Below are 14,134 nucleotides of genomic sequence, written 5' to 3'. Positions count from 1 at the left end.
GTGCAGGCGTGGCCGGCGGCGGTGGCGCCTGGGCCAGCGCAGCGAAAGGCAGCAGAGCGGACAACAGCAGCAGCGGAACACGCATCAGGACACCGTTGGCTGGAAGGAACTGCGCTCCAGTCTACGGGAAGGGCGTGAGTCCTCCGTCAGTTGCGCTCGGCCGCCTCGGCCGATGCCGGGCGGGCATCGCCCAGGGTCTGCTCCACCGCGTCCGGCTGACCCGGCGCTGTCGTGTCCGGCAGCAGCGTGGACACATCGATCTCCGACAGCGGGCTCTCGTCCGGGCAGGTCTCATCCGGGAAGCCGAAGCGCTGCTTCAATGCCTGGCCACAGCTGTTGACGGCCTCCAGTTCACTGCCTTCGCGCTTGCACTCCTGATCGAAAGCGACCAGGAACGCATCCTTGCGGCGGACGAACGCATCGCCGCATTTGCGCATCTGCTTGATCCGTTCCAGGTCATCCTGCACCGCGTTGGTGCCATCCAGCCCGAACTGACGCAGCTCCTCGGCGGTGAGCAGGCGCAGGCTGCGGTTGGGCACGGTCATCATCAGGTCGGCCACGCCCACGGCGACGCCGTTGCGCTGCAGGTAATCCTTGACGTTGTCGTACACCTCATGGAGTTCGCGGTTGAGCTCGGCGCGCGAGGTGGCCTTGGAGCTGATCCGCATCATCCGGTGGATGCCGACCTTGCCCGATACCAGCCGGTTGTCGCCGGCAGCCAGCACGAACACGCAGGCACTGTGGCAGACCGAGCCTTCGCGCACCCAGATGGTCCAGTTGGATTCGCCGATGCGATCCCCCGCCACGATGGCGGCTTCGACCTGGCCACCACTGGAATCCAGATCGAGGATGCGCCGGGAAATGCGCTGCGCATCGGCGACCACGGCCAGCCGCGCGACCAGCTCTGAGAACCCGGGATTGATCTTGCCCACATAGCGCACGCGCAGCAGGCCACGTTCGGCGCAGGGCTGCAGGGCGGCATCGATACTGGCCCTGTCCAATGCCTCCAGCGGCGCACCATCGCCCGCGTCGCCGGCATAGTCGGTATCGCAGCTGATCCACGCCTTGCCGTTTTCCAGGGCTGCTTCCGGCCAGTTCATATCACCGCGCTTGGGCGCGGGCGGCGGCGGTGGCGGCGCATCGGCGGCGTTGATCGAGACCATGTGGTCGCCATCGGCGGTCTGTGCCCGCACGGCCTTGTCGGCGGCAGTGACATTGCCCGGGTTTTCCAGCTGGCTGCAACCGGCCAGACCCAGGCACAACAACGGCAACCACCACGACTTGAGCAACATGGACAACCCGGAATCCTTGCGAGGGGGAATGCGCGGCAAAACCAGCGCAGATGCACAGTCTAGTGCGCGACCGGCGCGGCGCGGCAACCTGTCCTGAACCGGGCGACCCGGGGTTGGCATTGACGTCCGAAAATGGCGAGCCAGGCCCGCTTGCCGGGCATAGACTGGCCCCATGGAGACCGCCCTGCCCCTGGACCACGCCGCCTGCGAAAGCGCCCGCCTTGCCCGCGATGCGCGCTTTGACGGGGTGTTCTTCACTGCCGTGCGCAGTACCGGCATCTACTGCCGACCGGTCTGCCCGGCACCGGCGCCGAAGCCGTCCAACGTCACTTACTACCCCACCGCTGCCGCAGCCGCGGCCGCGGGCTTTCGTCCCTGCCTGCGCTGCCGCCCCGAACTGGCGCCCGAGGCGCAGGACGCACTCAACAATGAAACCCTGCAGCGCGCGCTCGCCCTGATCCACGATGGCTATCTGCAGGACCAGCCGGTGACCGATCTGGCCACGCACGTCGGCTTGAGCGCCCGCCAGCTGCAGCGCCTGTTCGTGGCCCGGCTCGGTGCGGCGCCGGCGCAGATCCACGCTACCCGCCGGCTGTTGCTGGCCAAACAACTGCTCACCGAAACCGCATTGCCGGTCACCGATGTCGCGATGGCCTCGGGCTACAACAGCCTGCGCCGTTTCAACGCAGCCTTTCTGGACGGCTGCGGCATGCCCCCGACCGCGATCCGCCGCCAGCGCGGCACCCTTACCGAGGGCGCGCTGACCCTGCGCCTGGGCTACCGGCCGCCGCTGGATTTCACCGCGATGCTCGGTTTCCTGCGCCGCCGCGCGATTCCCGGCATCGAGCAGATCGACATGGGCAGCTATCAGCGCGTGATCGGGCCGCACGGGCGCCCCTCACTGCTGCGCGTGACCGCCGATCCACGGCGCCCGGAGCTGTTGCTGCACCTGGGCCAGGTCGATCCGCGTGCGATTCCGGGCATCGTGCGCCGCGTGCGCCGCATCTTCGATCTCGATGCCGACCTGCGCATGGTGCACGCGACGCTCGCGCAGGAACCACTGCTGGCGACGGGTATCGCACAACGCCCCGGGCTGCGCGTGCCCGGCGGCTGGGATGGCTTTGAAGTGGCCGTGCGCGCGGTGCTGGGCCAACAGGTCAGCGTCGCTGCAGCCGCCACGCTGGCACGCCGGGTGGTGGACCGCTTCGGCGCCACCCTGGAGGGCATGCCGGAGGGACTGGACCGCCAGTTCCCCTCCCCGGAGGTGCTGGCCCAGGCACCCCTGGAAACCATCGGGCTGCCGCGCACCCGCGCGGCCACCGTGCGTGCGGTTGCGCAGGCCGTGGTCGATGGCCGGCTCGATTTCCGTGCCGGCCAGTCGCTGGCCGGTTTCGTGGCGCGCTGCGTCGCTTTGCCCGGCATCGGCCCGTGGACCGCGCATTACATGGCACTGCGTGCGCTGGCGCTGCCCGATGCGTTCCCGGCCGGCGATCTGGTGCTGCAGCAGGTGCTCGGTGGTGATACGCGACTGAGCGAACGCACCACCGAGGCCCGCTCGCAGCCGTGGCGACCGTGGCGTGCCTACGCTGTTCTGCATCTGTGGCATCTGGCCACACCGTCTTCGGGAGTTACCTCATGACCCTGCTCTACGACACCTTCGACAGCCCGATCGGCGCGCTCACCGTGGCCGGTGACAGCCAGGGCATCCACCACATCCTGTTCGAGAACAACCGTTACGACGCCAAAGGGCGCGAACACTGGCAACGCGACGCCCATGCACTGCGCGACGCACGCGGACAACTGCTGGAGTACCTGCGCGGTGAGCGCGTGCGCTTCGATCTCCCGCTTGCCCCACACGGCACGCCGTTCCAGCTGCGGGTGTGGAAGGCGCTGGCCGATATTCCGTTCGGCCAGACCTGGAGTTACGTGGCACTCGCTCGGCACATCAACCACCCCACCGCCAGCCGCGCGGTCGGTGCCGCCAATGGCCGCAATCCACTGCCGATCGTGCTGCCCTGCCACCGCGTGATCGGCAGCAGTGGTGCGCTCACCGGATTCGGCGGTGGCCTGGAAGCCAAGGCTGCACTGCTGCAACTGGAAGCACGGCGCGATTCGCTGTTCGCGTAACAGGGCACGCGCCGTGGGGTGGCGTATGCCATCGGTTGTCTTCGACGCGTCACCGCCACGCACTATCATGTCGTGATGATTTCCGTCCGCCTTCCACTGGCGCTTGCCGCCGCTCTCTCGCTGGCCGCGTGCGCGACCGCACCCTCCACTCCACCTGACGCCGTCGCCGCGACTGCTGTCCCGACGACACCAGCCACCGCGCCCAAACTGTTGCTGGTCTCCATCGACGGCCTGCGTGCGGACATGCTCGACCGCGGCTTCAGCCCCAACCTGTCGCGGATCATCGACAGCGGCGTGCGCGCACGATGGATGACGCCGTCGTATCCGGCACTGACCTTCCCCAACCACTACACGATCGTCACCGGGCTGCGCCCGGACCACCACGGCATCATCCATAACAGCATGGAAGAAGCGGAGCTGGGCAGTTTTCGCCTGAACCTGCGCGAGGCCGTCACCGATGCGCGCTGGTGGGGCGGCGAGCCGATCTGGGTCGGCGCCGAAAAAGCCGGCGTGCATACCGCGACCCTGTCCTGGCCCGGCAGCGAAGCGGCCATCCAGGGCGTGCGGCCCAGCCAATGGCGGACGTACGACAGCACGGTGACCCTGCCCGACCGTGTCGATCAGGTGTTGAGCTGGCTCGGCCAGACCGACGCGCAGGCACCACGCCTGGTGACCCTGTACATGGAACAGGTGGATCACGCCGGGCATGACCACGGCCCGGATTCGCCGGAATATGCCGCCGCCATCGGCGAGGTCGACACCGCGATCGGCCGCCTGCTGGACGGGCTGCAGGCACGTGGTCTGGCCGACAGTACCAATCTCATCGTGGTGTCCGACCACGGCATGGCCAGCGTGCCCGAGGGCCAGGTCATCGCCACCGAAGACATGGTTGATCCGTCGATCGCCAAGGAGGTATCGGTAGGCCAGTCGGTCGGCTTCGCGCCGTTGCCGGGCAAGCAGCGTCAGGCCGAGAAAATCCTGCTGGGGGCGCACCCGCGCTACGACTGCTGGCGCCGCGAGGCCCTGCCGGCGCGCTGGGCATACGGCCGCAATCCGCGCATTCCGCCGATCCTGTGCCAGATGCACGAAGGCTGGGATGCGTTGACCCGCGACCGCATCGCTACACGCAAACCCGGCAACCGCGGTTCGCACGGTTACGACAACGCACTGCCCTCGATGCGCGCGGTGTTCATTGCCCGTGGGCCGTCGTTCCAGCAGGGCAAGACCCTGCCCGGGTTCGACAACGTGGATGTCTATCCCCTGCTGACCCGCCTGCTGGGTGTCCCGGCCGCCCCCAACGATGGCGATCCGGAACGCCTGCTCCCCGCATTGCGCTGAGGCGATCCCGTCGCGCAGGCAAAAAAAAACGCGGCGCAAGCGCCGCGTTTTTCATGACCCGCCTGGCTGGATCAGCCGGCCTTGGCCACCGCTTTCTTGGCAACGGCCTTCTTGGCCGGCGCCTTCGTCACGGTCTTCTTGGCAACCGGCGCAGCTGCGCCCACGGCCGCCTTGCTCACGACGTGCGAACGCGAATTGCCGTAGCTGGCATTGAAGCGCTTGCCCTTGGCGGTCTTGCGGTCACCCTTACCCATGTCGTAACTCCTTAGTCTGAATGCTGCGAAATCTGATTACCCCGTACTGACACGGGTTCGGCGGGGCCGCCCTCTCAGGCGCCCCCGCGCACGATCGGAAAGCCTACCATGCGCGCTCTCAATGAGCACAGCTGGCGTCATGGACGTGGCCGTGGTTCAGCCGCAGATTCACCAGATGGGCCACGCCGACCAGCACGCCGCCCAAGGTCATCACCACCGCATGCGGCACCGCCGAGTGGTGCAGCGGGCCGTACAAAAGGCCCGCCCACAACGCGGTCAGGCCCGGGATCAGGAAGCCCAGCGCGCGCAGCGCGCCATGCCGGCGCCAGCCCCAGACCAGACTGAACAGGCCCAGCAGGGTGACGAAGCTCACCAGCGCCAGCTCCACGCCGTCACTCATCCAGACCGACAGGCCCAGTGAGGGCGCAGCGGCCAGCAGCACCGGGAGCACAGCGCAGTGCACGGCGCACAGCAGCGAGCCGGTGGCACCGAAACGATCCAGCAGATGGCGAACACGAGCGAACAGGGGCATGACTTCCAGCAGGGTCGGCGAAGCGTTATGGAATAATATAACATCAATCCTGACGCGCACCCTTGCCTCCCCCTGACTTCCCTTCCCCCCGTCCCGTTACGGGATTCGCGCGCCCCACCATTGATATATTGTAACAATTGACCGAAGGCCCTTGCCCTATGCGCTCCAGCTCCCTCCTGCTCAAACCCCACGCCCTGTCCCTGGCCCTTGCCGCCGCGATGCTGCCCTCGCTGGCCATGGCCGCCGATGATGCCGGCAACCACCGCGACCGCCATCTGACCGAGCTCTCCACCGTGAAGGTCACCGCCTCGCCGCTGCAGGGCGATGCCGAATCGCTGGCCCGCCCGGTTGATGTGCTGGCCGGTGAACGCCTGGACGAGCAGAAGGCCGGCACCCTCGGCGACACCGTGGCCAAGCTGCCCGGCGTGCAGAGCACCTTCTTCGGCCCCGGCGTCGGCCGCCCGATCATCCGCGGCCAGGAAGGCCCGCGCGTGGCGGTGCTGTCCAACGGCATGGGCAACATGGATGCCTCCACCGTCAGCGCCGACCATGCCACCAGCATCGAGCCGTTCCTGGCCGATCAGATCGAGGTCCTGAAGGGCCCGGCCACCCTGCTGTTCGGCAGCGGCGCGATCGGCGGCGCGGTCAACGTGGTCGACGGCCGCATCGCCCGCGAACTGCCGGACCGTCCGCTCAGCGGCCGCGCCGAACTGCGCGGCAATTCGGTCAACGACGAGCGCAGCGGCATGTTCCGCCTGGACGGTGTCAGCGGCAACGTGGTGCTGCATGTCGACGGCCTGGTCCGCAACGGCGATGACTACCGCATTCCCGGCTACGCGGTGATCGATGGCCTGGAAGATCACAGCGGCCACGATCATGAGGATGGCGACACCGACGAACCGCGCCGCGGCCGTCTGGACAACAGTTCGGTCCGCACCCGTGCCGGTGGCGTCGGTGCCACCTGGCTGGGCGAGGAGGGCTACTTCGGCGTGTCCGCCAGCACCTACCGCACCAACTACGGCATTCCCAACGGCGCGCACGTGCATGCCGACGACGACCATGATCATGACCACGATCACGACCATGGCGACGAGGAAGAGGGCGACGAGCATGACGTCCGCATCGACATGGTGCAGAACCGCTTCGAAGCCAAGGGCGGCATCTACCAGCCGACCTCGTTCCTGAAGAACATCAGTCTGCGTACCGCTTACACCGACTACGAGCACACCGAACTGGAAGCCGGCACGCCGGCCACGCGCTTCACCAACCGTGGCATCGAAGGCCGCCTGGAAGCGGTGCAGGAACAGATCGGCGGCTGGGACGGCGCGTTCGGGCTGCAGTTCGGCAACAGCGACTTCGGCGCCAAGGGCGAAGAAGCCTTCGTGCCGGATACCGCGACGAAGAACATCGGCCTGTTCGTGCTGCAGGAAAAGCAGTTCGGCCCGTTCAAGCTGGAACTCGGCGGCCGCCATGACCAGGTCAAGCTGGACCCGACCGGTGATTACCGTGCCCGCAAGTTCGACGCCACCAATCTCTCCGCCGCCGGTATCTGGACGCTCAACGACGCCGTCGACCTGCGCTTCGGCATCGACAGCTCCGAGCGCGCCCCGACCAACGAAGAGCTCTACGCCGCGGGCGCGCACATTGCCACCCGCTCGCTGGAAATCGGTGATGCGAACCTGAAGACCGAACGCGGCCAGCGCGTCGAACTGGGCATCCACACCCACAGCGACCGCGTCGACTTCTCCGCCTCCATCTACCAGACCAAGTTCAAGGACTTCATCTACCTGGCCGACACCGGCGTGGTCGAATCGCTGCCGGTCCGCCTGTGGACCCAGCAGGACGCCACCTTCAAGGGGGCTGAAGCCGAAGCGCTGTTCCATCTCTTCGAAGGCAGCGCTGGCGATTGGGACCTGCGCGTGTTCGGTGACTACGTCAAAGCCGAACTGGATGGCAGCGGCAGCCGCAGCGTCGACATCGCCGTCCCGCACGGTGATCACAACCACAACTACACCGTGGATCTGGCCAACACCGGCTACCTCCCGCGTATCGCCCCGGGCCGGGTCGGCGCGGACCTGCGCTGGTCCAAGGATGGCTGGCGTGCCTCGGTTGGTGCCGTGCGCTACAGCAGCCAGAAGGACGTCGCCCAGAACGAAGACCCGAGCAACGGCTACACCCTGGTCGATGCCCACTTCGCCTACCGCTGGGACCGGACCGACAGCAACAGCTACGAAGTCTTCCTGGACGGCAGCAACCTGACCAACCGCGAGGTCCGCCCGCATACCTCCCTGCTGCGCGACTACTCCCCGCTGCCGGGCCGCGGCGTGGCATTCGGGATCCGCGCGTACTTCTGATCGATTCACTGGGTGGTTGCTTGACCCGAGGGGGCCGAAAGGCCCCCTTTTTTGTGCTTGACTAACTACGTGCATATGCACGTATCATCCAGCCACCCACCCCGGCACACGCCCATGGACCCGCTGACCCAGAGCCCCTGCACCTGCTTCCGCCTGCGTCGTGCGGCACGCCGGCTCTCGCAGATCTATGACGCCCACCTTGCCCCCGCCGGGCTCAGCCTCAACGCTTACTCCATCCTGCGTCGCGCCCCCGCACCGCGGCAGCTGGGCGACCTGGCCGAGGCGCTTGGCATGGACCGCACCACGCTCACCCGCAACCTCAAACCGCTGCTCACCGCCGGCTGGCTTGAACAACGCCGCGGTGATGACGCCCGGCAACGCCTGATCGTCATCACCGCTGCCGGCAAAGCCTGCCTGCGCCGCGCGCGCCCCCTGTGGCAACGGGCGCAGAACGAAGTGGAAACCACCTTCGGCCCCACCCCGACCGCCCGGCTCAACGCCCTGCTCGACCAACTCGACCACGCCCTGCCCACCGGAGCCGACGCATGAGCACGTCAACCACTGCGCCCCGCGCCCGCGCCCCCGCCCCCGCCCCCGCCATGCACTGGGGTCTGCTGGTCGCCGCCTCCGCCATCCTCATGGTCACCATGGGCGTGCGCCAGACCTCCGGCCTCTACGTCGACCCGATCCACCGCGGCACCGGCGTCAGCATCGTCGAGATCAGCTTTGCGCTGGCCATTGGCCAATTCGTCTGGGGCGCGGTGCAACCCGTGTTCGGGGCCGTCGCCGATCAGCGCGGCGCGTTGCCCGTGCTCATCTTCGGTGCCCTGCTGCTGGCGGCCGGGCTGCTGCTCGCACCGCTGCTGACCAGCCCGCTGGGCATGACCTTCACCCTCGGCCTGCTGATGGCCGCCGGTGCCGGCGCCGGCAGCTTCTCCGTGCTGATCGGCGCGACCGCCCACCGCCTGCCGGCCGAAAAGCGCTCGTTCGCGGCCGGCCTCATCAATGCCGGCGGCTCGCTGGGCCAGTTCGTGTTCGCACCACTGGTCCAGTGGATCATCGGCACCGCCGGCTGGGCCCGCGCCATGATCACCATGGCGGTGATCACCCTGCTCTCGGTGCCCTTGGCCTGGCCGCTGCGACGTCGCGCAGGCGACCATGCGCCCACCGCCGGTGTCACCGATGAAGGCGGGCTGCGCGCGCAGTTGCGCGTCGCCGTGCGCGATCGCAGCTACTGGTATCTACATCTGGGCTTCTTCACCTGCGGCCTGCACATCGCCTTCCTGGTCACCCATCTCCCCGGCGAGATCGCCCTGTGTGGCCTCTCGCCCACCGTCGCCTCGTCCTCCATCGCGCTGATCGGGCTGTTCAACGTCGCCGGCAGCCTGATCGTCGGTGCCCTCGGCCAGCGCTACCGCATGAAGTACCTGCTGTTCTGGATGTACGCCAGCCGCGCCGTGATGATCGGGGTCTACCTCGTTGCGCCGCCCACACCACTCACCTTCTACATCTTCTCCGCCGCGCTCGGCTTCACCTGGCTGGCGACCGTTCCGCCCACCGCCGGCCTGGTCGGCAAGCTGTTCGGCCCGCGCTACCTCGGCACCCTGTTCGGCCTGACCCTGCTCTCGCACCAGTTGGGCGGTTTCTTTGGTGCATGGCTCGGCGGCCTGGCGCTCGCCCACACCGGCAACTACCTGTGGATGTGGTACGCCGACATGGGCCTGGCCGTGCTCGCCGCGTTGATCAACCTGCCGATCCGCGAAGCCCGGATGGGCGGCTGTCACGGCGTGCCCGCCCCGCGCTGAGCTCACCCGCCCTCGACATTGCCCAGCGCGCGCCAACCCGCGCGTGCCGAAACCGACGCACCCCCTTCCGCGCCGGACAGTTGTGTCCGATGATGCGCGCATGCCTACCCAACGTGCCGACGCGGCCGCCCGCCGTGCCCAGATCCTAGACGCTGCTGATGCCGTGTTCGGCCAGCACGGCGTGACCGCCCCGTTGGACCTGGTGGTCGAGCGTGCCCAGGTCGGCCGGGCCACGCTGTACCGCAACTTCCCTGACCGCGCCGCCCTCGTGGAGGCGCTGCTCCAGCGCACCGTCAACCGCATCGCGCGCCAGGTGCAGACCCTCGGCGAACGCGACGATGCACTGTTCGAGGTGCTTGAAGGGATGGCGAACCGGATCGTGCAGTCGCCGGCATTATCGGACTACTGGCGCGCGGTGGATCCGGATCAGATCCCGATCCGGGCCGCGCGCGAAACGATCTTCGAACTGCTGCGCGAACCGATTGCCCGCGCGGTGGCTGCAGGGCTGTGCCGCCCCGATCTGGAAACGACGGACATTTCACTCATCTCAGGCATGCTGGGAGCCGCGCTGCGTGGCAAGACGCGTGACGAACGCGCCCGGCTGGCCACGCGCGCCCTGCAATTGCTGCGTGGCGGATTGCGGGGGCCTGCCGACGGGGAGGGGTGATGCCGCAGTACCTCAAGCCGGTTCCGGACTGGGAGGAGCACGAAAAACCGACCCTGCCGGGCTCGGCCTCGATGCCATGGCATCCGCCACACCGCCGCCTGGCCTATGCGCTGGTGGCGCTGCTGGTGGGGATCACCGGCGGCCTGGGCAATGCGCTGGTCAGTGCCAACCTGCCGTTCCTGCAGGGCCAGCTCGGGCTCACCCCGGCACAGGGCAGCTGGCTGGTGGCCGCGTATGCCATGGTCAACGTCACCGCCAACCTGCTCGCCTTCAAGTTCCGCCAGCAATACGGCATCCGCCTGTTCGCCGAGATCGGGCTGGGCCTGTATGCCGCGCTGGCGGTGCTGCATCTGTTCGTCGGCACCTTCGAAACCACCGTGCTGATGCGCGCGGCCAGCGGCTTCGCCGGTGCAGCCTGCAGCACCTTGGGCACGCTGTACATGCTGCAGTCGCTGCCGCGCAAATACACCGGCAACCTGCTGGTGATCGGCGTGGGCATCTCACAGCTTGCGGTGCCGATCGCGTGGCTGGTCTCGCCGGGCCTGGTGGACACCGGACAGTGGCACAACCTGTATCTGTTCGAGGCCGGGTTGGCACTGTGCGCGTTCGCGGCCGTGGTCGTGCTCAAGCTGCCGCCGGGAGCGCAGATCAAAGCGTTCGAACCGCTCGACTTCCTCACCTTCGCCCTGCTCGCTCCCGCCGTCGGCCTGCTGGTGGTCGTGCTGGCGCAGGGCTATACGCGCTGGTGGCTGGACACCCCGTGGCTGGGCTGGGCGCTGGTCGCCTCGATCGCGCTGTCCACCACCGGCTTCATCATCGAGCATTACCGCCGCAACCCGTTGCTGCAGACGCGCTGGCTGGCCAGCCTGCCGGTGATCCACTTCATCATCGGTGCGTTCCTGATCCGCTTTCTGACCACCGAGCAATCCTATGGCGTGGTCGGCCTGATGCGTACGCTCGGGATGGGCCCGGACCAGATGCGCCCGTTGTTCGCGGTGATCCTGGCCGGGGTGATCACCGGCATGGCCGCCAGCTCGCTCACCTTCGGCCCGAAGCGGCTCATTCCGCAGTTGTTGATGGCCATCCTGCTGCTGGGCAGCGCGGCCCTGCTCGACCAGAGCCGCACCAGCCTGGATCGCCCGCACGACTTCTTCGCCAGCCAGTTCCTGGCGTCCGTCGGCGCCGGCATGTTCATGGGGCCGCTGATCATGCTCGGCATCACCCAGGCGCTGAAGCAGGGCGTGGACCACATGATCACCTTCCTGGTGACGCTCTCCATCACCCAGACCTTGGGTGGCCTGGCCGGCTCGGCCGTGCTGGGCACCTACCAGCTGCACCGCGAGCAGGTGTATTCCGGTGCGCTGGTCAGCCAGCTGGATCCGGCCGACAACGTGGTTGCCCAGCGCTTGAAACAGCAACAGCAGCTCTACGCCAGGCTGATCACCGACCCGGTGCAGCGCAGCGCGCAGGGCACCGCGCAGCTGGCGCAGATCACCCGTCGCGAGGCCAACGTGCGCGCGTTCAATGATGTGTTCGCGCTCAGCGGCCGCGTCGCGCTGGTCTTCCTTGGCTGGTTGCTGCTGCTGGCGGTGCGCACCGCCGTGCTCAAGCAGTGGCGCAAACGCCATGCGCCGACACCTCCCCTTTCCGCGCCGACGCCTGGCAGCGTCGCGCCCCGATGAGCCCGCCCATGTCGACCCAACCCCCGCACGACGATACCGCCCCGGAAAACGTCAACCCACCGCCGCCGACCGACGCCGCGCCCGCCCCTGCGCCGCCCCCCGCGGCGGCTCCCTCTGGCGTGCCCAAGTACCTCAAGCCGAGCCTGCGTGCCGTGATCATCATGATCGTGATCGCCCTGATCGGCATCGCGCTGATCCTGCGCGCGTGGTCACTGTGGCCGTTCGAGACGTCCCGGGTGACCACCGACAACGCCTACGTGCGTGGCCAGATCACCGTGCTCGCGCCGCAGGTCAACGGCTATGTCACCGAGGTGCTGGTCAAGGACTTCCAGCACGTCAAACAAGGCGAACCGCTGCTGCGCATCGACGACCGTATCTATCGCGAGAAGGTCGTGCAGGCCGAAGCCGACCTGGACAGCGCCAAGGCCGCGCTGGCCAACTCCGACCAATCCCAGGCGCAGAACCGCGCGCAGATCCAGGCCGCGCAGGCCAACCTGTCTGCCGGCCAGGCCGAGCTCTCGCGCTCGCGTACCGAACTCAAGCGCTACGAAGAACTCGCCGACCAGCAACTGGTCGCCCTCAACGACCGCGACAAGTTCCGCACCACCACGCAATCGGCGCAGGCCAGCGTGCTGCAGTCGCAGGCCCAGATCCGCATCGCCGAAGAAACCCTGACCTCCACCCAGGTCGCCCGCAAAGGCCTGGAAGCCCGCGTCGAGACCGCCCAGGCCCAGCTGGAACTGGCGAAGATCGACCTCGCCAACACGGTGATCCAGGCCCCGCGCGACGGTCAGGTCAGCGAAGCCTCGGTGCGCCTGGGCCAATACGTCACCGCCGGTTCGCAGCTGCTGTTCCTGGTGCCCGATGCCCTGTGGGTGGTCGCCAACTTCAAGGAAGGCCAGACCTGGAAGATGCGCATCGGCCAACCGGCCACCTTCTCCGTGGATGCCTTCGATGGCCAGAAGCTGCACGGCCACATCGAACAGATCGCCCCGGCGACCGGCTCGGAGTTCAGTGTCCTGCGTCCGGACAACGCCAGTGGCAACTTCACCAAGGTCGTCCAGCGCCTGCCGATCCGCATTTCCATCGACCCCGATCAGCCGCTGGCCCCGCGCCTGCGCCCCGGCATGTCGGTGATCGTCAAAGTGGATACCGCCGCCGAAGGGCACGAAACGGCCGAGGCTAAACCGTGATGCTCGGCTCAGTTGCGCAGATGGGAAAAGAAGGGCTGCGTTGGCACACGTCAGTGCAGGAACCACCCGGCAAAAGCATCCTGCGCCCGATCCCGGGCGGTCCGCACCTGCTCATCGCTTAATGCGATCCGGGACAGGTCCCGCGGATCGAAATGGCACTGTATGAGCAGCATGATGTGACTGAACATCCGGAACAGACTGGCCTGCAACGCAGTATCGGGCCGGTGCCCCTGCATCAACGCGATCGCCTCTTCCAACGACACGAACGCGTCCCACGACCAGATCGACTGCTCATGCAACTGACCGATGAACGAGGCATCTTCGTCATACGCCGCATCCCCGACATCGTTCAACGCAATGATCGCGCGTGCGCGATCAGGATCAACGACCGCGATCAGCCCGCACACCGCGCACACAACCCGTGCACTTCCAGCGTCTGCGCCTGTGGCTGGAAACCGAGCTCCTTCGCCCGCTTCTCCAGCTGGCTGACAATCTCCTTGTCCTCCAGCTCCACCGCACTGTGGCAGCTGTTGCAGATCAGGAACGGCACCGAATGCTGCGCACTGCTCGGATGGTGGCAGGCCACGAACGCATTCACCGATTCCAGCTTGTGCACGAAGCCATTGGCCATCAGGAAATCCAGCGCGCGGTACACCGTCGGCGGGGCGTCGGCACCGACGCCCTTGCCATTGCGCACCCACTCCAACAACTCGTAGGCCTTCACCGGCTTACCGGCCTCGGCGATCAGGCGCAGCACGTTCGCGCGGATCGGCGTCAGCCGCAGCCCGCGTTCCGAGCACACGCGCTCGACCACCTTCACGAAGTCGGAGGCGTCGTGAACGTGATGGTGCGGAGCGGTACAAGCGGTCTTTGCGGACATGCGCGGTCTC

The 14,134-nt window shown here is 67.5% G+C and carries 14 protein-coding genes; 9 read left to right on the top strand and 5 right to left on the bottom strand.

What is annotated here, in order from left to right; translation table 11 throughout:
• Nucleotides 1-146: 146 nt before the first annotated feature.
• Complete coding sequence (locus ACE026_RS15815; protein ID WP_486039798.1) at nucleotides 147-1,289, bottom strand: COG3904 family protein; 1,143 nt, start codon at nucleotides 1,287-1,289, stop codon at nucleotides 147-149.
• Nucleotides 1,290-1,464: 175 nt separating this feature from the next.
• Here ACE026_RS15815 and ACE026_RS15810 point away from each other — a divergent pair, with 175 nt between their 5' ends.
• The 3 genes from ACE026_RS15810 to ACE026_RS15800 all read left to right on the top strand — a co-directional run bounded on the left by ACE026_RS15810 (nucleotide 1,465) and on the right by ACE026_RS15800 (nucleotide 4,757).
• Entirely contained in the window at nucleotides 1,465-2,931 is a 1,467-nt protein-coding gene (locus ACE026_RS15810) for an AlkA N-terminal domain-containing protein (protein ID WP_486039788.1), read from the top strand.
• On the top strand, nucleotides 2,928-3,419 hold the full coding sequence (locus tag ACE026_RS15805; RefSeq protein ID WP_486039787.1) for a methylated-DNA--[protein]-cysteine S-methyltransferase: 492 nt from the start codon (nucleotides 2,928-2,930) through the stop codon (nucleotides 3,417-3,419). Before ACE026_RS15810 ends, ACE026_RS15805 begins: the two co-directional genes overlap by 4 nt.
• Before the next feature lie 75 nt (nucleotides 3,420-3,494).
• Nucleotides 3,495-4,757, top strand: a complete 1,263-nt coding sequence (locus ACE026_RS15800; RefSeq protein WP_486039786.1) for an alkaline phosphatase family protein — start codon at nucleotides 3,495-3,497, stop codon at nucleotides 4,755-4,757.
• Between the two features lie 71 nt (nucleotides 4,758-4,828).
• Here ACE026_RS15800 and ACE026_RS15795 read toward each other — a convergent pair whose 3' ends face one another.
• Nucleotides 4,829-5,011, bottom strand: a complete 183-nt coding sequence (locus ACE026_RS15795; RefSeq protein WP_019184443.1) for a 30S ribosomal protein THX — start codon at nucleotides 5,009-5,011, stop codon at nucleotides 4,829-4,831.
• A 118-nt stretch (nucleotides 5,012-5,129) separates the two neighbouring features.
• Nucleotides 5,130-5,543, bottom strand: a complete 414-nt coding sequence (locus ACE026_RS15790) for a MerC domain-containing protein (protein WP_121041406.1) — start codon at nucleotides 5,541-5,543, stop codon at nucleotides 5,130-5,132.
• Between the two features lie 158 nt (nucleotides 5,544-5,701).
• On the opposite strand from ACE026_RS15790, the gene ACE026_RS15785 reads away from it, so the two are divergent.
• The 6 genes from ACE026_RS15785 (at nucleotide 5,702) to ACE026_RS15760 (ending at nucleotide 13,244) form a co-directional block, all read left to right on the top strand.
• Nucleotides 5,702-7,897, top strand: a complete 2,196-nt coding sequence (locus tag ACE026_RS15785; RefSeq protein WP_486039785.1) for a TonB-dependent receptor — start codon at nucleotides 5,702-5,704, stop codon at nucleotides 7,895-7,897.
• A gap of 114 nt (nucleotides 7,898-8,011) precedes the next feature.
• Nucleotides 8,012-8,446, top strand: coding sequence for a MarR family winged helix-turn-helix transcriptional regulator (locus ACE026_RS15780; protein ID WP_259260110.1), 435 nt, complete (start codon nucleotides 8,012-8,014; stop codon nucleotides 8,444-8,446).
• Nucleotides 8,443-9,702 carry an MFS transporter gene (locus ACE026_RS15775; protein WP_486039783.1) on the top strand — a complete coding sequence of 420 codons (1,260 nt, stop codon included), beginning with the start codon at nucleotides 8,443-8,445 and terminating at the stop codon, nucleotides 9,700-9,702. Before ACE026_RS15780 ends, ACE026_RS15775 begins: the two co-directional genes overlap by 4 nt.
• Nucleotides 9,703-9,802: 100 nt before the next feature.
• Nucleotides 9,803-10,369 carry a TetR/AcrR family transcriptional regulator gene (locus ACE026_RS15770; RefSeq protein WP_486039781.1) on the top strand — a complete coding sequence of 189 codons (567 nt, stop codon included), beginning with the start codon at nucleotides 9,803-9,805 and terminating at the stop codon, nucleotides 10,367-10,369.
• A complete protein-coding gene (locus tag ACE026_RS15765) occupies nucleotides 10,366-12,051 on the top strand; it encodes an MFS transporter (RefSeq protein ID WP_486039779.1) in 1,686 nt (561 codons plus the stop codon). Before ACE026_RS15770 ends, ACE026_RS15765 begins: the two co-directional genes overlap by 4 nt.
• 8 nt (nucleotides 12,052-12,059) lie before the next feature.
• Nucleotides 12,060-13,244, top strand: a complete 1,185-nt coding sequence (locus ACE026_RS15760; protein WP_486039777.1) for an HlyD family secretion protein — start codon at nucleotides 12,060-12,062, stop codon at nucleotides 13,242-13,244.
• A 50-nt stretch (nucleotides 13,245-13,294) separates the two neighbouring features.
• Here the strand turns inward: ACE026_RS15760 and ACE026_RS15755 are convergent, their stop codons facing one another.
• Both ACE026_RS15755 and ACE026_RS15750 read right to left on the bottom strand, forming a co-directional pair.
• The gene (locus ACE026_RS15755) at nucleotides 13,295-13,651 is read right to left on the bottom strand and encodes a hypothetical protein (protein WP_486039775.1); all 357 of its coding nucleotides are present in this window, start codon (nucleotides 13,649-13,651) and stop codon (nucleotides 13,295-13,297) included.
• The gene (locus tag ACE026_RS15750; protein ID WP_019184450.1) at nucleotides 13,639-14,124 is read right to left on the bottom strand and encodes a Fur family transcriptional regulator; all 486 of its coding nucleotides are present in this window, start codon (nucleotides 14,122-14,124) and stop codon (nucleotides 13,639-13,641) included. The genes ACE026_RS15755 and ACE026_RS15750 overlap by 13 nt, the downstream gene beginning before the upstream one ends.
• Between the last annotated feature and the right edge of the window lie 10 nt (nucleotides 14,125-14,134).

This window comes from Stenotrophomonas sp. AGC87 (genome assembly GCF_057333975.1).
The sequence above is the reverse complement of the archived record's forward strand: the minus strand, read 5'-3'. Positions and strand labels throughout refer to the sequence as shown.

Excerpts from the sequence above, each read along its gene's own strand:
- ACE026_RS15810 (WP_486039788.1), top strand. The coding sequence starts at position 1,465 with ATGGAGACCGCCCTGCCCCTGGACCACGCCGCCTGCGAAAGCGCCCGC.
- ACE026_RS15760 (WP_486039777.1), top strand. The coding sequence starts at position 12,060 with ATGTCGACCCAACCCCCGCACGACGATACCGCCCCGGAAAACGTCAAC.
- ACE026_RS15785 (WP_486039785.1), top strand. The coding sequence starts at position 5,702 with ATGCGCTCCAGCTCCCTCCTGCTCAAACCCCACGCCCTGTCCCTGGCC.
- ACE026_RS15800 (WP_486039786.1), top strand. The coding sequence starts at position 3,495 with ATGATTTCCGTCCGCCTTCCACTGGCGCTTGCCGCCGCTCTCTCGCTG.
- ACE026_RS15805 (WP_486039787.1), top strand. The coding sequence starts at position 2,928 with ATGACCCTGCTCTACGACACCTTCGACAGCCCGATCGGCGCGCTCACC.
- ACE026_RS15790 (WP_121041406.1), bottom strand. The coding sequence starts at position 5,543 with ATGCCCCTGTTCGCTCGTGTTCGCCATCTGCTGGATCGTTTCGGTGCC.
- ACE026_RS15750 (WP_019184450.1), bottom strand. The coding sequence starts at position 14,124 with ATGTCCGCAAAGACCGCTTGTACCGCTCCGCACCATCACGTTCACGAC.
- ACE026_RS15775 (WP_486039783.1), top strand. The coding sequence starts at position 8,443 with ATGAGCACGTCAACCACTGCGCCCCGCGCCCGCGCCCCCGCCCCCGCC.
- ACE026_RS15780 (WP_259260110.1), top strand. The coding sequence starts at position 8,012 with ATGGACCCGCTGACCCAGAGCCCCTGCACCTGCTTCCGCCTGCGTCGT.
- ACE026_RS15770 (WP_486039781.1), top strand. The coding sequence starts at position 9,803 with ATGCCTACCCAACGTGCCGACGCGGCCGCCCGCCGTGCCCAGATCCTA.
- ACE026_RS15795 (WP_019184443.1), bottom strand. The coding sequence starts at position 5,011 with ATGGGTAAGGGTGACCGCAAGACCGCCAAGGGCAAGCGCTTCAATGCC.